The sequence below is a fragment of the Comamonas sp. AG1104 genome (assembly GCF_003350425.1).
GTDB lineage: Bacteria > Pseudomonadota > Gammaproteobacteria > Burkholderiales > Burkholderiaceae_C > Comamonas > Comamonas testosteroni.
The window spans coordinates 335,912-351,716 of record NZ_QQAS01000004.1 but is presented as its reverse complement, the minus strand read 5'-3'; the positions used below and the strand labels follow the sequence as shown (position 1 = coordinate 351,716).

Genomic DNA, 15,805 nt, shown 5'->3' with positions numbered 1-15,805 from the left:
CCAATTCGGTGCCAGCCAAGGCTCAGAAGCCGCGCCAGACTTGGCTTTGCGCCCGTTTGCCCCGATGCGGATATCGGAAACTGCGTATTTGGCAAGTTCTCGCTTACCCTAGAATCAATTCGATCATGGGTTGTCTGAAGAGTCGCTATTTGTGCTCTGCAGGACAACAATTTGGAATCACTGGATCCTGGGAGCTTTTTGATGCAACGACGTCAATTCATCTACACCGCCGCTGCTGCCGCAGCCGCTTCTTCTTTCTCCGGCATGAGCATGGCGCAGGACACATCGCGTCCTCTGCGCATCGTCGTGCCCTTCCCCGCAGGCGGCCCTACCGACATGGTGCCCCGCAATATGCAGGACGTGCTGATCAAGCTGCTGGGCGGCCAGGCCGTGGTGATTGAAAACAAGGCCGGCGCCGGCGGCTCCATCGGCATGGCCGAAGTGGCCCGTGCCACCGATGGCGTGACCTTCGGTATCGCCACGCTGTCCACCCATGGCGTGAACCCCGCCGTGTTCAAGAAGCTGCCTTACGACGCGATCAACGACTTCGTGGGCGTGACCGAGATCGTCAAGGCCCCCGGCGTGCTGGTGATCAACCCCAAGCTGATTCCCGTGAAGACTTTTGCCGAGTTTGTGGCCTACCTCAAGGCCAACCCCGGCAAGGTGTCCTATGCCACCCCCGGCAACGGCACCATCGGCCATATGTGGGGCGCCCAGTTCCTCAAGAGCACGGGCACCGAAATGCACCACATTCCCTACCGTGGCTCGGCTCCGGCCATCAACGACGTGCTGGGCAACCAGGTTCCCGTGTACTTCGACCAGGTGAACTCGTCCCTGCCCCATATCAAGTCGGGCAAGGTGCGCGCCCTGGCCGTGTCCTGGCATGAACGCCTGGACGTGCTGCCCGATGTGCAGACCTATGCGCAGGCCGGTCACCCCGATCTGAACGAGCCTTCCTGGTTTGGCCTGGTGGCCCCCAAGAACACGCCCGCCGCACAAGTGGAACGTGTGCAAAAAGCCATCATTGCCGCACTCAAGGATCCCGCCGTCAAGCAGCGCATGGCTGCTCAAGGCCTGTACCCCTCGGGCACATCGAGCGCCGACTTCACCAAGCAGATCGCCAGCGAAGTGGCCAAGATGAAGAAACTGGCCGCTGTTGCCAATATTCATCTGGACTAAAAACAGGAGCTGGTTACGCTTGTCGCAACTGGTTTTCCAATGCAAAAGGCCTGCAAATGCAGGCCTTTCTTGCGATAGCAGCTACGAAAATTACTTGGCACAGGCCTGCAAGGCCTTGGGTACCAAGTTCTTGCCGGCCAGCGCGGCCACTTCGTTGCGCAAGGTCGGTGTGGCCTTGGGCAGGCGCAGCGCATAGGTCGTCACATCGGGGCGCTCCTGCACCACGCGCGCCGTGCGCACGCCCTGGCGCGCGAAAGTGGCCAGTTGCCGCTGGGCGGCTTCTTCCGTCGAAAAACGCCCCAGCGACAGACCGGGCTCGAAGCTGCCGCCGGCGCGGTCGAAGTCGATATTCATCAGGCGCAGCTCGCCGCGCTTGCGGTCCATGAACTCGGCGTCTGGGAACTTGCCCATATAGACCATCCAGCGCCCCCCCTGATGGCTGGCCACCAGCTCCCAATCGCTCTTGGACTTGCCCGCCAGCGCACGGCGAATGCTGTCGGCCTGCGCCTCTTCGATGCCGTTGGCCTGATAGCAGGCCTCAGGCTCCTTGATGGCGGTCTTGGCATCCTTGGCATCCTTGGCATCCTTGGCATCCTTGGTGTCCTTGGCGTCCTTGGTTTCCCTGGCCGCGACGGTTGCAGCTTCAGGCTTGCCATCCGACTTGCTTTCGGGAGCGGCGGGCGGCGCGCTGTCGTCCACCGCAGGCGCTTCAGGCTCCGAAGTCTTTGCGGGTTCAACGGCCGGAGCTTGCGCCGCTTCGGGCTGTTGCAGCTCCAGGGCATCCGGTCTGATCTGCTCCTGAAGGCGCTGCGGCTCGGACTGCAACTCCGGCGCCAGTCCCATGCCGGCCAGATAGCCGTGGCTCCACAGGTAGTAGCCGGCATTGCCCAGTACCAGGAGCAGAAAAACGATTCTCAGCATAGGTTTCTCACATCAGTTATCCATGGGCTGCAGCCGCTCGCGGGCAGCCGGGCAAGGGCCTGGGCGGCCCCGCCGCCCCGCAGCGAGGGCTGCGTCCTTCTCCCCTAGCGCGCAGCGCGTAGAGAGAGGAGGAAGGCGCAAAGCGCCTCAGGAGGTGCTTCATTTCAAGCCTGCAGCGGGCTGCCAGCCGGACGCACGCTGATTTCGGAACTGGTCACGGCTTGCAGCCCGGTCGCGGTACGCACCAGGAAGCCGCCATCGGCAGCCACACCCTGAGCCATGCCGCTCGTGCCGTCGCTCAGATTCACCTCGCGTCCAGCCAGCAGATCGCGCTGGGCAAAACGCTGCATCAGCGGAGCAAAGCCATGCAGGGCAAAGCTCTGCACCTCGGCCACCAGGTTGGGCAATATGCAGGCCAGGGCCGTGGGCGCATCCAGTGCGGCATCGAGTTCCTGCAGGCAGGCCGGGGCCGTGCGCATGCCGTCACCGGGACGCGGACGTACATTGATGCCGATACCGATCACCACATAGCGCGGCGCTGTCATATCGTGCTGCTGGCCGCCGACAAAGCTGGCGGTCTCGATCAGAATGCCGGCCAGCTTGCGGTCGCCTTCCAGCCACAGATCGTTGGGCCATTTGATGCCGATCCTGGGCGCAGCCCCCGCTGCAGGAAGCTGGGGCTGCAGGCTCTCGGCCACGCTCACGCCCACCGCCAATGACAGCCCCGACCAGTCGCGCGGTGCCAGCGGCAGGCCCAGCGAGAACATCAGCGAATCACCGACGCCGCTGACCCAGTTGCGGCCCAGGCGGCCTCGGCCCTGGGTCTGCTGCTCGGCAATCAACAGCACCGGGTCCGTCAGCCCGTCGCGCGCGCGGCGCATGATTTCGGTATTTGAGGAATCGATGGTCGGCAGCACCTCGACCGTAAAGCCCGGCAACTGCGGTGCAATGGCTTCCCACAAGGCTTCGGCATTCCAGTGAATCGGCTGAGTCATTTTTTATCTATCCAAATCTAAAAACTGGCGCAACGCAAGTCAAAAACTGACGCGACCCACACCAGAGGCGCCAAGCAAGGGCCGTCCCGCAGCAAGGCTGTCGTCCTCCTACGCGAAGCAGAGAGGGGGAAGTGGCAAAGCCGCTCAGGGGGAGCCTTGGGGCATCGGAGGTTTCCAGCCCCTTTTCGGCGCCAGCATGGTGCCGCGGCAGTTCGCAGCGCCGCAGTAGCAGGCATATTCAGCCTTGAGCTTGGCCGTATAGCGCTCCTCCACCATCAGGCCATAGTCGTAGTTCAGTTCCTCGCCCGCTGCAATATTGCGCAGCGCCACGATATAGACGCGACCGTCGATCTCGTCGGTGTAGCAGTTGGGCGCGCAGCTGTGGTTGATCCAGCGCGAAGAATTGCCCTTGTGCGTGGCATCTATCACCCGCTCATCATCGACCTGAAAGTAAAAAGTGTGATTGGGCTGGCTGGGATCATGCGGATGACGGTCCTGCGCCTCCTGCCAGTCAATCACTTCACCCACGTACTCAATAATGGTTTCGCCTTCCGCAATATCCTGCGCGGCGAAAACGCCTTTGCCATGAACGCCAGAGCGCCGGGTCTGGATGCGGCGACCCGTTGAAGAGGCCAGTGATGTGCGGGGCATGTTTTCTCTGATACTTTGAATATGCACACATGTGCGCATGCGCGCGCGTGAGAAGCGAATTGTATGAGCCTGAGTTTTGATTCGGGTTCAGGTGGTTAATGACGACGAGAACACACAATGACTAAAACCCTGGTGATTGCAGAGAAGCCTTCTGTCGCACAGGACATCGTCCGTGCGCTGACCCCGGTGGCAGGCAAGTTCGAAAAACACGATGACTATTTCGAATCCGACAGCTATGTGGTGACCAGTGCGGTCGGCCACCTGGTGGAAATTCAGGCGCCCGAAGAATTCGATGTCAAGCGCGGCAAATGGAGTTTTGCCAATCTGCCGGTCATTCCCCCGCGCTTTGATCTCAAGCCCGTGGACAAGACCAAGACCCGCCTGAACGCCGTGGTCAAGCAGGCCAAGCGCAAGGACGTGACCGAACTCATCAACGCCTGTGACGCGGGCCGCGAAGGTGAGCTGATCTTCCGCCTGATCGAGCAATACGCGGGCGGCGCAAAGGGCGGCCTGGGCAAACCAGTCAAGCGCCTGTGGCTGCAATCCATGACGCCGCAGGCGATTCGCGACGGCTTCAACAATCTGCGCAGCGATGCCCAGATGCAAGGCCTGGCCAGCGCCGCGCGCAGCCGCTCCGAAGCCGACTGGCTGGTGGGCATCAACGGCACGCGCGCCATGACGGCCTTCAACTCGCGCGACGGCGGCTTCTTCCTGACCACCGTGGGCCGCGTGCAGACGCCCACCCTCTCCCTGGTGGTGGAGCGCGAGGAAAAGATCCGCAAATTCGTCAGCCGCGACTACTGGGAAGTGCACGGCACTTTCGACGCCCAGGCCGGCCAGTACCTGGGCAAGTGGTTCAACCCGCAGTGGAAGAAGTCGGACGATGCCGAGGCCAAGGCCGACCGCCTGTGGAACAAGGCCGATGCCGAAGCGATTGCCGCCGCCGTGCAAGGCAAGCCGGCCACCGTCACCGAAGAGAGCAAGCCCACCACGCAGGCATCGCCCCTGCTGTTCGACCTGACCAGCCTGCAGCGCGAGGCCAACGGCAAGTTCGGCTTCTCGGCCAAGACCACGCTGGCGCTGGCGCAAAGCCTGTACGAACGCCACAAGGCCCTGACCTACCCGCGTACCGACTCGCGCGCCCTGCCCGAAGACTATCTGCCCGTCGCCAAGCAGACCTTCGACATGCTGGCCACCAGCGGCATGCGCCATCTGGCACCCTTTGCCCAGCAGGCCATCAACGACAACTACATCCGCCCCACCAAGCGCGTTTTCGACAACAGCAAGGTGTCGGATCACTTTGCCATCATCCCGACCACACAGGCCCCTTCCGGCCTGTCGGAAGCCGAACAGAAGCTGTACGACCTGGTCGTGCGCCGCTTCATGGCGGTGTTCTTCCCCAGCGCCGAATACCAGGTCACCACGCGCATCAGCAAGGTGGAGCAGCACAGCTTCAAGACCGAGGGCAAGGTGCTGGTCAAGCCGGGCTGGCTGGCCATCTATGGCAAGGAAGCCGCCAACGAGGTGGAGGACGCCAAGGAAGGCGACAAGGGCCAGCCCCTGGTGGCCGTGCAGCCCGGCGAGCAGCCGCGCACGCACCACGCCGATGTCAAGGGCCTCAAGACCAAGCCGCCGGCACGCTACTCCGAAGCCACGCTGCTGGGGGCCATGGAAAGCGCCGGCAAGCAGATCGACGACGACGAGCTGCGTGAAGCCATGCAGGAAAAAGGCCTGGGCACGCCAGCCACGCGCGCGGCCATCATCGAAGGCCTGCTGACGGAAAAGTACATGCTGCGCGAAGGCCGCGAGCTGATCCCCACGGCCAAGGCCTTCCAGCTGATGACGCTGCTGCGCGGTCTGGAAGTCGAGGAACTGTGCCGCGCCGACCTGACCGGCGAATGGGAATTCAAGCTGTCGCAGATGGAAAAAGGCCAGCTCTCCCGCGAAGCCTTCATGCAGCAGATCCAGGCCATGACCGAGAAGCTGGTCAAGAAGGCCAAGGAATACGACCGCGACACCATTCCCGGTGACTACGCGACGCTCTCCACGCCCTGCCCCAACTGCGGCGGCGTAGTCAAGGAAAACTACCGCCGCTACGCCTGCACGGGCGCCAATGGCGCCAGCGAAGGCTGCGGCTTCTCGTTCACCAAGTCGCCGGCCGGGCGCACCTTCGAGACGGCCGAAGCCGAGCAGCTGCTGCGCGAGCGCCGCATCGGCCCGCTGGAAGGCTTCCGCTCCAAGGCCGGCTGGCCGTTTGTGGCCGAGGTCGCCATCGTGCGTGACGAGGAAAACAGCAACTTCAAGCTGGAATTCGACTTCGGCGACGACAAGGACTCCGAGGACACGGGCGAGATCGTGGACTTTGCCCACCAGCAAAGCCTGGGCCCCTGTCCCAAGTGCGGCTCGCCCGTCTTCGAGCATGGCGCCAACTATGTCTGCTCCAAGGCCGTGCCCACGCTGGCCCAGACCACGCCCAGCTGCGACTTCAAGAGCGGCCAGATCATCCTGCAGCAGCCCATCGAGCGCGAGCAGATGAGCAAGCTGCTGCAGACCGGCAAGACCGATCTGCTGGAGAAGTTCGTCTCCAACCGCACGCGCCGCAACTTCAAGGCCTTCCTGGTCTGGGATGGTGCTGCGGGCAAGGTGAACTTCGAGTTCGAGCAGCGCGAAGGCAAATACCCGGCACGCAAGACGGCGGGCGCTGCAGCGGCCAAGACCACGACGGCTGCCGCCAAGAAGACAGGCGCAGCAGCCAAGAAGACCGCCGCCAAGACAGCGACCAAGGCGACGACCAAGACCGCTGCGGTGAAGAAGCCCCGCACCGTGAGCGCCACGCTCAAGCCCAGCGCCGACCTGGCCGCCGTGATCGGCAGCGAGCCCACCTCGCGCCCCGACGTGATCAAGAAGCTCTGGGACTACATCAAGGCCAACGGCCTGCAGGACGCCAAGGACAAGCGCGCCATCAACGCCGACGCCAAGCTCAAGCCGGTGTTCGGCAAGGAGCAGATCAGCATGTTCGAGCTGGCCGGCATTGTGGGCAAGCATGTGAGCTGATCGCCAGCCCTGCCGCAATGACCAACCAAGACCGCCACGGCTTGCCGCTGGCGGTCTTTTTCATTTCAGGCAGCGCAGCGCAAGGCGTTCAGATAGCCGGATATGGCCGTGTTGGCGCGCTGGCGCAGCAAGTCCAGATCCGGCGGTGCATCGGCGGCCAGATAGCTGTGATTGAACAGGCCGTACAGAATGCACTGACTCACCCGTGCAGCATCGCGCACCGGGTAGTCCGGGGGCAGATCGACGGCCTGCTCCATGGCTGCGGCCCAGGCATCCACAAAGCGCTCGAACATCTTTCGGTAGGCCTCGGAAGTGGAGTAGTGGCGCTCCAGCAGATAGTGGGCACCCCATTCATCTGCCCGCTCACGGTGCGCCTGCAGCTGTGACTCGATCACCGCCTCGGTAATCTGCATCAGCGGCTGGCCCGAATGGCTTGCGGTCACGCCGCGAATTCCCAGCAGCAGTGACTTGGAGCGCAGATGCAGGCAAACCTTGGCCAGGTCTTCCTTGCCCGAGAAGTACTCGTAGAAGCTGCCCAGCCCGGTGCCCGCCACCAGGACGATCTCGCGCACGGTGATTTCCGCGTAAGTGCGCTCAAGCAAAAGCCGAACAAAGGCGTCCTGCAGGGCCTGAAACGTCTGCCGCGCACGGGACTGCAAAGGGCGGCGACGCCCTGCTGTCGCGGTCGAAGGAGTGCGTGGTTTCATGCTGGCCAAATCCGAACACCTTTTTTGCACGGTTTCCTAGAATTTTTGACAGGTACTTCGATGCCATTGTGCATTGCGGCCTGGTGAATAAAAAATTCTTATGAGAAGACGGAGACAAGCATGCACCCTCGTATTTCCACTCCCTTGGCGGCAGTGGCTCTGGCCTGCGCATCACTCGTTCACGCGCAGCCGGCCACGGTGGTGAAGATTGCCTCGCTGGATGCCATGAGCGGCCCCATGGCGGGGCTGGGCCTGAATGTGCTCAAGAGCTTCCAGTACAGCGCCAAGCTTGCCAACGAGCAAGGCTGGGCCGGTGCCGTGAAGTTCGAGGTCGTGCCCTTCGACAACCGCCTCTCCGCACAGGAGGCGCTGAGCCAGCTCAACTCCATCATCGGACAGAACATCCGCTATGTGGTGCAGGGTGCCAGCTCCTCGGCCGTGGGCCTGGCACTGCAGGAGGCCATAGAAAAGCACAACAGCCGCAACCCCGGCAAGGAAATCATCTACCTGAACTATGCAGCCCAGGCGCCGCAGATGACCAATGCCAGGTGCAGCTACTGGCACTTTCGCACCGATGCGAATTCGGACATGAAGGTGGCCGCGCTGACCTCCTACCTGGCCGGGCAAAAGCAGGTGAAGCAGGTCTTTTTGCTCAACCCCAACTATGCCTACGGCCAGGAAGTCTCGCGCGCCGCACGCAGCATGCTGGCGGCCAAGCGCCCCGACCTGAAGATCGTGGGCGATGACTTCCACCCTCTCGGACAGGTCAAGGATTACTCGCCGTATATCGCCAAGATCAAGCAATCCGGGGCCGATGCCGTCATCACTGCGGACTTCGGTGCCGATCTGGCACTGATCGTGCGGGCTGCGCGCGAAGCGGGTCTGAACACGGACTTCTACACCCTCAACGGCAACAACTTCGGGGTGCCCAGCGCCATGGGTGCGGCAGGGCAAGGCCGGGTCAAGCTGATCTCGGCCTTCAGCCCCAACTCTGAGCCGCTGATGAGCAGCCCGCTGCTGCCGGGCTTCAAGCGCCAGTTCAACGAGGACTTCATCAACGGCCTGGGCCACAACGCCATGCTGATGCTGGCCCAGGCCATGCGCGAGGCCAAGTCCGTGGAACCTGGCGCCGTCGCGGCCAGGATGTCGGGCATGCGCTTCGAGGGCATCAACGGCCCCGTGGAAATGCGCAAGAGCGACCACCAGGCCCAGCAACCCATCCATGTGCTGAGCTGGGAAAAAGTGGACGGCAAGACCGTGGTGCATGACCAGGAAGGAACGGGCCTGGGATGGAAGCCCGTCAGCACGGTTTCCGCACAGGCATCCAGCCTGGACACCAGCTGCACTATGAAGCGGCCCTCCTGAAGCGCCTGCCTGGCGCCTCCTAGAAATCACAACGCCCTGAGCCCCTCTGCGAACAGGGCCACCCACCTCAGAAGGAAGAGACATCATGACTGGCATCCATCCCCATAACCAGGCTCCAGAGCTCAAGGACTACAACGTCTACACCTGCGACCCGGTGCTGCAGCGTGCCGTGACACGCGGCGGCGCACAGTGGCGCGACCCGGAGCTGCAACGCCAGGGCGCGGAATATGGCGCCGAAGCCACGCTGCGCGCCGCAGAAGAAGCCAACCACTTCGAGCCCGAGCTGCACACGCATTCGCCCTCAGGCGACCGTATCGACCAGGTGCGCTTTCACCCCGCATGGCACCAGATGATGACGATTGCACGGCGCAACGGCATCTCCAACCTGCCCTTCACCGACCAGCGGCAGACGGCCTGGGCCGCCTATGGCGCATCGCTGTTCATGCACAGCCAGATCGAGTCCGGCTCGACCTGTCCGACGACCATGACCAAGGCCAGCATTCCGCTGGTGCGCATCAACCCCCAGCTCAACGCGACGCTGGGGCCACTGCTGGAATCCACCGACTATGACGCACGCGACATTCCCACCGAGGGCAAGCGCTCCATCACCGTGGGAATGGGCATGACGGAGCGCCAGGGCGGCAGCGATGTGCGCAGCAACACCACTCGTGCCGTGGCCCTGAACCCGTCGGGCAGCAGCGGCCCCTGGGGCGAGGAATACCTGATCACCGGCCACAAATGGTTCTTCTCAGCCCCCATGTGCGACGGGCATCTGGTGCTGGCCAAGACCGAGGAGCGGGGCCCCACCTGCTTTTTCGTGCCACGCTGGCGGCCCGACGGCAGCAAGAACGCCATTCACATCCAGCGGCTCAAGGACAAGGTGGGCAACCGCTCCAACAGCAGCAGCGAAGTAGAGTTCGACAACGCCTGGGGCGTGCTCATCGGCCAGGAAGGCCGGGGCATTTCCACCATCATCGAAATGGCCACCTACACCCGTCTGGACTGCGCGCTGTCCAGTGCAGGTTTCATGCGCCAGGCCCTGGTGCAGGCCCTGCACTACACGCGCAACCGCCATGCCTTCGGCCTGCCGCTGGCCGAACAGCCGGTGATGACCGGCCTGCTGGCCGATATGGCACTGGAATCCGAAGCCGCCACCTGGCTGGCCATGGATCTGGCCGCACGCTTTGGCTCCGAAGACCCGCTGGATCAGGCCTGGCGCCGCATCGTCACGCCTGCCGCCAAGTTCTGGAACTGCAAGCGTGCCGTGGGCTACACCGGCGAAGCCATGGAAGTCTTCGGCGGCAACGGCTATGTGGAGACCGGCCCCATGGGGCGCTTGTTCCGCGAAGCCCCCGTCAACTCCATCTGGGAGGGGTCGGGCAACGTCATGTGTCTGGATGTGCTGCGCGCCATTGCCCGCAACCCCGACGACGCCCATCTGCTGCTGGACCATCTGCGTGAAGTCGGCTCAGAAGAGGCCGTGCTGCGTGCGCAGGTGGACAAGCTGCGCCAAGCCATCATGCTGCCGCCTCAGGATCTGGAGCGCGAGGCACGCCGCTTCACCCAGCGCCTGGCCATCACGGTACAAGCCACACTGATGCTGCAGCATGCGGGCAGCGACAGTGCCTCGGCCTTCATCGGCAGCCGCTTCGATCCGGACTGGGGCCCGGTGGCCGGTGTTGCCTGCGCCAGCAGCGACCCGGCCGCCCTGCTGCGTAATGCCTGGGCCGGCTGAGGAGGACGTCAGCAATGATGAATTTCATTTCCCTGCTCGACCAGCAGGCACGTACGCGCCCCGAAAAACTGGCGCTGCGCGCGGACGGCCTGGACTGGAGCTATGCCGCGCTGGCCGAGGCCAGCCGCCGAGCCGCCACCGTGCTCCGCGCGCAAGGCATGCGCCGGGGCGACAAGCTAGGTCTGCTGTGCTTCAACACCCCGGGCTTTGTGTTCGCCCTATTCGGCGCCTGGCGGCTGGGCGCGGTCGTCGTGCCCATCAACCACAAGCTGCAGGCCCCGGAAGTCAGCTACATACTGCGCCACTCGGGTGCTCAACTGTGCCTTGTGGATGGTGCGCGCGCTTCGCTGATCACCGCCATCCAGGCCGAACCACAGCCGCTGGCGGACATGCAGTGGCTGAGCACAGCTTCTGCCGCCGAAGGCCTGGACTGCTTCGATGAGCTGCTGGCGCAGGCTGCGCCCTGCGGCGACGAGCATGGCCGACCTGCGCCAGACGCGCTGGCCGAGATTCTCTACACCTCCGGCACCACGGGCCAGCCCAAGGGCTGCCTGCACAGCCATGCCAATGTCTTCCATGCCGCCCTGTGTGCAGCGGCGGCCACCTCGCTGACTCCCACGGAGCGCACGCTGATCGCCATGCCCATCTGGCACTCGTCGCCGCTGAACAACTGGTTCCTGGGCACCTTGCTCATGGGCGGCACCGCTGTGCTGATGCGCGAATATGCGCCCAGGGAGTTTCTGGAAACGCTGGCGCAGGAGCGCATCAGCTTCACCTTTGGCGCACCGATTGCCTTTCTTGCTCCGCTGTCCGTGGTGCCCGATGTGGCCAGCTACGACTTCAGTGCCATGCGTTTGTGGGCCTACGGCGGTGGCCCACTGGGCGCGGACATGGCGCGCAAGCTGGCTCAGGCCTATCGCAGCGACCGCTTCATGCAGGTCTATGGCATGACCGAATCAGGCCCTCTGGGCACCGTGCTCTACCCCGAAGAGGCTGTGGCCAAGGCGGGCTCCATAGGTCGCTGCGCCATACCCGGCGTGGAACTGGAGGTGCGCCGTCAGGACGGCGGCATGTGCGGCCCCGGCGAAGTGGGCGAGATCTGCCTGCGCTCTGCGGCCATGATGCAAGGCTATCTGGACAACCCCGAGGCCACGGCCGCCGTGCTGGACGACCAGGGCTGGTATCGCAGCGGCGACTTGGCGCGCGTGGACGAGGACGGCTATCTCTACATCGTGGACAGACTCAAGGACATGATCGTTACGGGTGGCGAGAACGTCTACTCCAAGGAAGTGGAAGACGTGCTCTGCACCCACCCCGATGTGCAGGACGTAGCCGTCATCGGCCGCCCTCATCCCGAATGGGGCGAGACCGTGGTGGCGGTGCTGACCCTCAAGCCCGGCAAGTTGCTGGACCAGGAGGCCCTACTCCAGTTCATGGCGCCGAAGCTGGCGCGCTACAAGATTCCGCGCTTCTTCGAGGCCCGTGACACGCTGCCACGCACCGCGACTGGCAAGCTGCTCAAGCACATGCTGCGGGGCAGCACGGCCAGCCATTGAGTGCGAAGGCACTGTCGCAAGACCGCTTCGGACAGGTTCAGCGCCGCATGTCCTGGGCATGCGGCGCTTTCCGTTCGGGCCGACGCTCCTGGCGCCGCACCCGGGTAACACGGATGACATGGATGGGTCTTTGCAATCCGCTATAAGCAGTGATATGCAACTGAACCACGACCTGCTGACGGAGCGCCCGGCGCGCCAAGTCTCCCTCTCGGGAGCCTCCAATTTCCGTGATCTGGGCGGATATCGGGGCCTGGACGGCCGCCGCCTGCAATGGGGCAAGCTGTACCGCTCCGCCCATCTGGCGCATCTGACGCAGCAGGACCTGGAACAGCTGCAAAAGCTGGGCATCCACCGCAGCGCGGACTTTCGCGGCGAAGGTGAAAGCGCGCATCTCTCCTATGACTGGCCCAGAATCGAGCGCCATGCCCTGGTCGTCGAGCCCACGGTAGTGCAGCGCGCCCAGTCCATGATGGAGCAGGGCCGCAACCTCAGCAGCCGCGATACCGAGGAGCTGATGCATGACACCTACCGCAGCTTTGTGAACGTGTACGGCAATCGCTTTGCACAGTTCCTCGCGCTGCTGCAGCTCAGCGATGCGCCGCTGGTCTTTCACTGCACGGCCGGCAAGGATCGCACGGGCTGGGCCGCTGCCCTGCTGCTGACGGCCCTGGGTGTGGACGAGGAGCAGATCATGGAAGACTATCTGCTGACCAATCAGTACTTCAAACGCCCGGCCCAGATGTACGGCCAGCTGTCGGAAGAGGCACTGGATGCGCTGTGGCGCGTGCAGCCGTCCTATCTGATGGCCTCTGTCGATGTGGTGCGCGCCCAGCATGGCAGCGTGGACCGCTATCTGAGCCAGGTGCTGGGTATAGACGGCACTGCACGCGAGCGACTGGCCGAACTGTATCTGGAGACTTGATCAACTTTGATAGCTGTCAACGCTTGTCCTGAATTGGTTTCACACCAATTTCAGGCATAACAAGCTGTTACGGCAGGATATCCTCGGCCCGCTACCATGGCCCATAAGCCGCAATGGATGCGGACAAGGAAATGCAGATGCGCAAATGGCTCTCCCTGGCCGCAGCAGCCGCCACGCTGGCGCTGACGGCCTGCTCCGGCACCATGCCGGCCTCCTCCAGCTCCAGCGGCTCCGGCAGCTCCGGCGGCGTGGAAATCTTCGGCACGGTGGACGCAGGCGTCAGCCGCACCTGGTAAGCCCCGCCGCAAGGCACAAAAAAGCCCGCCGTGCTCCCTGCACGGCGGGCTTTTGTTTTTGCCCCGTAATTAACGGCTGACGTTGGCGTCAGCCACGGTCAACGCCGTCATGTTCACGATACGGCGCACCGTGGTGCTGGGCGTCAGCACATGCACGGGCTTGGCCGCACCCAGCAGCACCGGGCCCACGGCAATGCCACCGCCGGCCGCCTGCTTGAGCAGGTTGTAGCTGATGTTGGCGGCGTCGATATTGGGAGAGACCAGCAGGTTGGCATCACCCAGCAGCGTGCTGTTGGGCATGAGCTTGGCGCGCGCCTTGCCGTCCAGAGCCACATCGCCGTGCATTTCGCCATCCACTTCCAGCCAGGGCGCCTGCTCGCGCAGCAGCTCCAGAGTCTGGCGCATCTTGATGGCGCTGGGCTGGTTGCTGGAGCCAAAGTTGGAGTGGCTCAGCAGCGCAGCCTTGGGCTTGATGCCGAAGCGCATCATTTCCTCGGCAGCCATGATGGTGATCTCGGCCAATTGCTCGGCCGTGGGGTCGTAGTTGACGTGGGTGTCGACCAGGAACACCTGGCGCTCGGGCAGCAGCAGGCCGTTCATGCAGGCATAGGTGGCCACGCCGCTGCGCTTGCCGATGACCTGATCAATGTAGTTCAGGTGCACATTGGTGTTGTTCCAGGTGCCGCAGATCAGGCCGTCGACCTCACCCTTGTGCAGCAGCATGGAGCCGATCAGCGTCAGGCGGCGGCGCATTTCGATCTTGGCGATGGGCGCGGTGATGCCCTTGCGCTCCGTCATGCGGTGATAGCTCTGCCAGAAGTCGCGGTAGCGCTCGTCATGCTCGACGTTGACCACGTCGTAGTCGGCACCTTCCTTCATGCGCAGGCCGAACTTCTCGATGCGCTGGGCAATGATGGTGGGACGGCCGATCAGTGTCGGGCGCGCAATGCGTTCGTCCACCACGATCTGGGCCGCGCGCAGGATGCGCTCTTCCTCGCCCTCGGCATAGGCCACGCGCTTCTTGGTGGCCTTCTTGGCGGCATGCACGATGGGCTTCATCATGGTGCCGGAGGCGTAGACAAAGGTCTTCAGGTGCTCGCGGTAGGCATCCATGTCCTGGATGGGGCGCTTGGCCACGCCGGCTTCGGCCGCTGCCTGGGCCACGGCGGGTGCCACGATCAGCATCAGGCGCGGGTCGAAGGGCTTGGGAATCAGGTACTCGGGGCCGAAGCTCAGCACTTCGCCCACATAGGCGGCTGCCACTTCTTCGGACTGCTCGGCCTGGGCCAGCGCGGCAATCGCGTGCACGCAGGCGATCTCCATCGAAGTGGTGATGGTGGTCGCACCGCAGTCCAGCGCGCCACGGAAGATGTAGGGGAAGCACAGGACGTTGTTGACCTGGTTGGGGTAGTCCGTGCGGCCCGTGGCGATGATGGCGTCGTCGCGCACCGCCTTCACATCTTCAGGAATGATTTCCGGGTTGGGGTTGGCCAGCGCGAAGATGATGGGCCTGGCCGCCATCTTCTTGACCATGTCCTGCTTGAGCACGTTGCCGGCGGACAGGCCCAGGAAGGCGTCGGCGCCCTCGATCACCTCACCCAGCGTGCGCAGCTCGGTCTTCTGGGCAAACAGCGCCTTGTCCGGGTCCATCAGCTCGGTACGGCCCTCATAGACCACGCCGGCGATGTCGGTCACGAACACGTTCTCGCGCTTCAGGCCCACTTCCAGCAGCAGGTTCAGGCAGGCCAGCGCCGCGGCGCCAGCACCCGAAGCCACCAGCTTGACCTCTTCGATCTTCTTGCCCGCCACCTTGAGCGCGTTGACCATGGCGGCAGCCACGGTGATGGCCGTGCCGTGCTGGTCGTCGTGGAAGACGGGAATGTTCATGCGCTTGCGCAGTTCGCGCTCCACGAAGAAGCACTCGGGCGCCTTGATGTCTTCGAGGTTGATGGCGCCGAAGGTGGGCTCCAGCGCAGCAATCACGTCGACCAGCTTTTGCGGGTCCTTCTCGTCGATCTCGATATCGAACACATCGACGCCAGCGAACTTCTTGAACAGCACGCCCTTGCCCTCCATCACGGGCTTGGAGGCCAGCGCACCGATATCGCCCAGACCCAGCACTGCCGTGCCGTTGGAGATCACGCCCACCAGGTTGCCGCGGCTGGTGTACTTGAAGGCTGCAGCCGGGTCCTTGACGATTTCCTCACAAGGCGCAGCCACGCCAGGCGAGTAGGCCAGAGCCAGATCATGCTGATTGGCCATGGGCTTGGTTGCCGTGATGGCCACCTTGCCGGGCTTGGGGAACTCGTGATACTCCAGTGCCGCCTGACGCAGCAACGCACGTTTATCAATCGAGGTAATGGGCTTGGTGTCGGACATCAGCGGTCTCCAGCTCGCAAAGTAAGTCATCCGCAGTAAGGACTC

The 15,805-nt window shown here is 63.6% G+C and carries 12 protein-coding genes; 7 read left to right on the top strand and 5 right to left on the bottom strand.

Annotated features, from left to right (window positions below; all coding sequences use genetic code 11):
• Positions 1 to 201: 201 nt before the first annotated feature.
• The gene (locus DFO48_RS13435) at positions 202 to 1,179 is read left to right on the top strand and encodes a tripartite tricarboxylate transporter substrate binding protein (protein WP_003064761.1); all 978 of its coding nucleotides are present in this window, start codon (positions 202 to 204) and stop codon (positions 1,177 to 1,179) included.
• 90 nt (positions 1,180 to 1,269) lie between these two features.
• Here DFO48_RS13435 and DFO48_RS13430 read toward each other — a convergent pair whose 3' ends face one another.
• From DFO48_RS13430 to DFO48_RS13420, 3 genes are all read right to left on the bottom strand, one after another.
• Positions 1,270 to 2,100, bottom strand: coding sequence for an SPOR domain-containing protein (locus DFO48_RS13430; protein WP_114863701.1), 831 nt, complete (start codon positions 2,098 to 2,100; stop codon positions 1,270 to 1,272).
• Between the two features lie 164 nt (positions 2,101 to 2,264).
• Positions 2,265 to 3,095, bottom strand: coding sequence for a biotin--[acetyl-CoA-carboxylase] ligase (locus tag DFO48_RS13425; protein ID WP_003072150.1), 831 nt, complete (start codon positions 3,093 to 3,095; stop codon positions 2,265 to 2,267).
• A gap of 144 nt (positions 3,096 to 3,239) precedes the next feature.
• Positions 3,240 to 3,746 carry an SET domain-containing protein gene (locus DFO48_RS13420; RefSeq protein WP_003072148.1) on the bottom strand — a complete coding sequence of 169 codons (507 nt, stop codon included), beginning with the start codon at positions 3,744 to 3,746 and terminating at the stop codon, positions 3,240 to 3,242.
• Between the two features lie 117 nt (positions 3,747 to 3,863).
• On the opposite strand from DFO48_RS13420, the gene DFO48_RS13415 reads away from it, so the two are divergent.
• The gene (locus DFO48_RS13415) at positions 3,864 to 6,800 is read left to right on the top strand and encodes a DNA topoisomerase III (RefSeq protein ID WP_114863700.1); all 2,937 of its coding nucleotides are present in this window, start codon (positions 3,864 to 3,866) and stop codon (positions 6,798 to 6,800) included.
• 65 nt (positions 6,801 to 6,865) lie between these two features.
• Here the strand turns inward: DFO48_RS13415 and DFO48_RS13410 are convergent, their stop codons facing one another.
• Positions 6,866 to 7,459 (bottom strand): TetR/AcrR family transcriptional regulator, encoded by a 594-nt coding sequence (locus DFO48_RS13410; protein WP_114863699.1) that lies wholly within the window; start codon positions 7,457 to 7,459, stop codon positions 6,866 to 6,868.
• Positions 7,460 to 7,627: 168 nt separating this feature from the next.
• Between DFO48_RS13410 and DFO48_RS13405 the strand changes: the two genes are divergently transcribed.
• The 5 genes from DFO48_RS13405 (at position 7,628) to DFO48_RS13385 (ending at position 13,381) form a co-directional block, all read left to right on the top strand.
• Positions 7,628 to 8,872: a branched-chain amino acid ABC transporter substrate-binding protein gene (locus tag DFO48_RS13405; protein ID WP_114863698.1), complete on the top strand. Its 1,245-nt coding sequence runs from the start codon at positions 7,628 to 7,630 to the stop codon at positions 8,870 to 8,872.
• 85 nt (positions 8,873 to 8,957) lie between these two features.
• Positions 8,958 to 10,607, top strand: coding sequence for an acyl-CoA dehydrogenase family protein (locus DFO48_RS13400; protein ID WP_114863697.1), 1,650 nt, complete (start codon positions 8,958 to 8,960; stop codon positions 10,605 to 10,607).
• Positions 10,608 to 10,621: 14 nt separating this feature from the next.
• Complete coding sequence (locus DFO48_RS13395) at positions 10,622 to 12,163, top strand: class I adenylate-forming enzyme family protein (RefSeq protein ID WP_114863696.1); 1,542 nt, start codon at positions 10,622 to 10,624, stop codon at positions 12,161 to 12,163.
• A 154-nt stretch (positions 12,164 to 12,317) separates the two neighbouring features.
• Positions 12,318 to 13,085 carry a tyrosine-protein phosphatase gene (locus DFO48_RS13390; RefSeq protein ID WP_114863695.1) on the top strand — a complete coding sequence of 256 codons (768 nt, stop codon included), beginning with the start codon at positions 12,318 to 12,320 and terminating at the stop codon, positions 13,083 to 13,085.
• A gap of 113 nt (positions 13,086 to 13,198) precedes the next feature.
• Positions 13,199 to 13,381 carry a hypothetical protein gene (locus tag DFO48_RS13385; RefSeq protein ID WP_003072134.1) on the top strand — a complete coding sequence of 61 codons (183 nt, stop codon included), beginning with the start codon at positions 13,199 to 13,201 and terminating at the stop codon, positions 13,379 to 13,381.
• A 69-nt stretch (positions 13,382 to 13,450) separates the two neighbouring features.
• Here the strand turns inward: DFO48_RS13385 and DFO48_RS13380 are convergent, their stop codons facing one another.
• On the bottom strand, positions 13,451 to 15,760 hold the full coding sequence (locus DFO48_RS13380; RefSeq protein WP_003072131.1) for an NADP-dependent malic enzyme: 2,310 nt from the start codon (positions 15,758 to 15,760) through the stop codon (positions 13,451 to 13,453).
• Positions 15,761 to 15,805 lie beyond the last annotated feature (45 nt).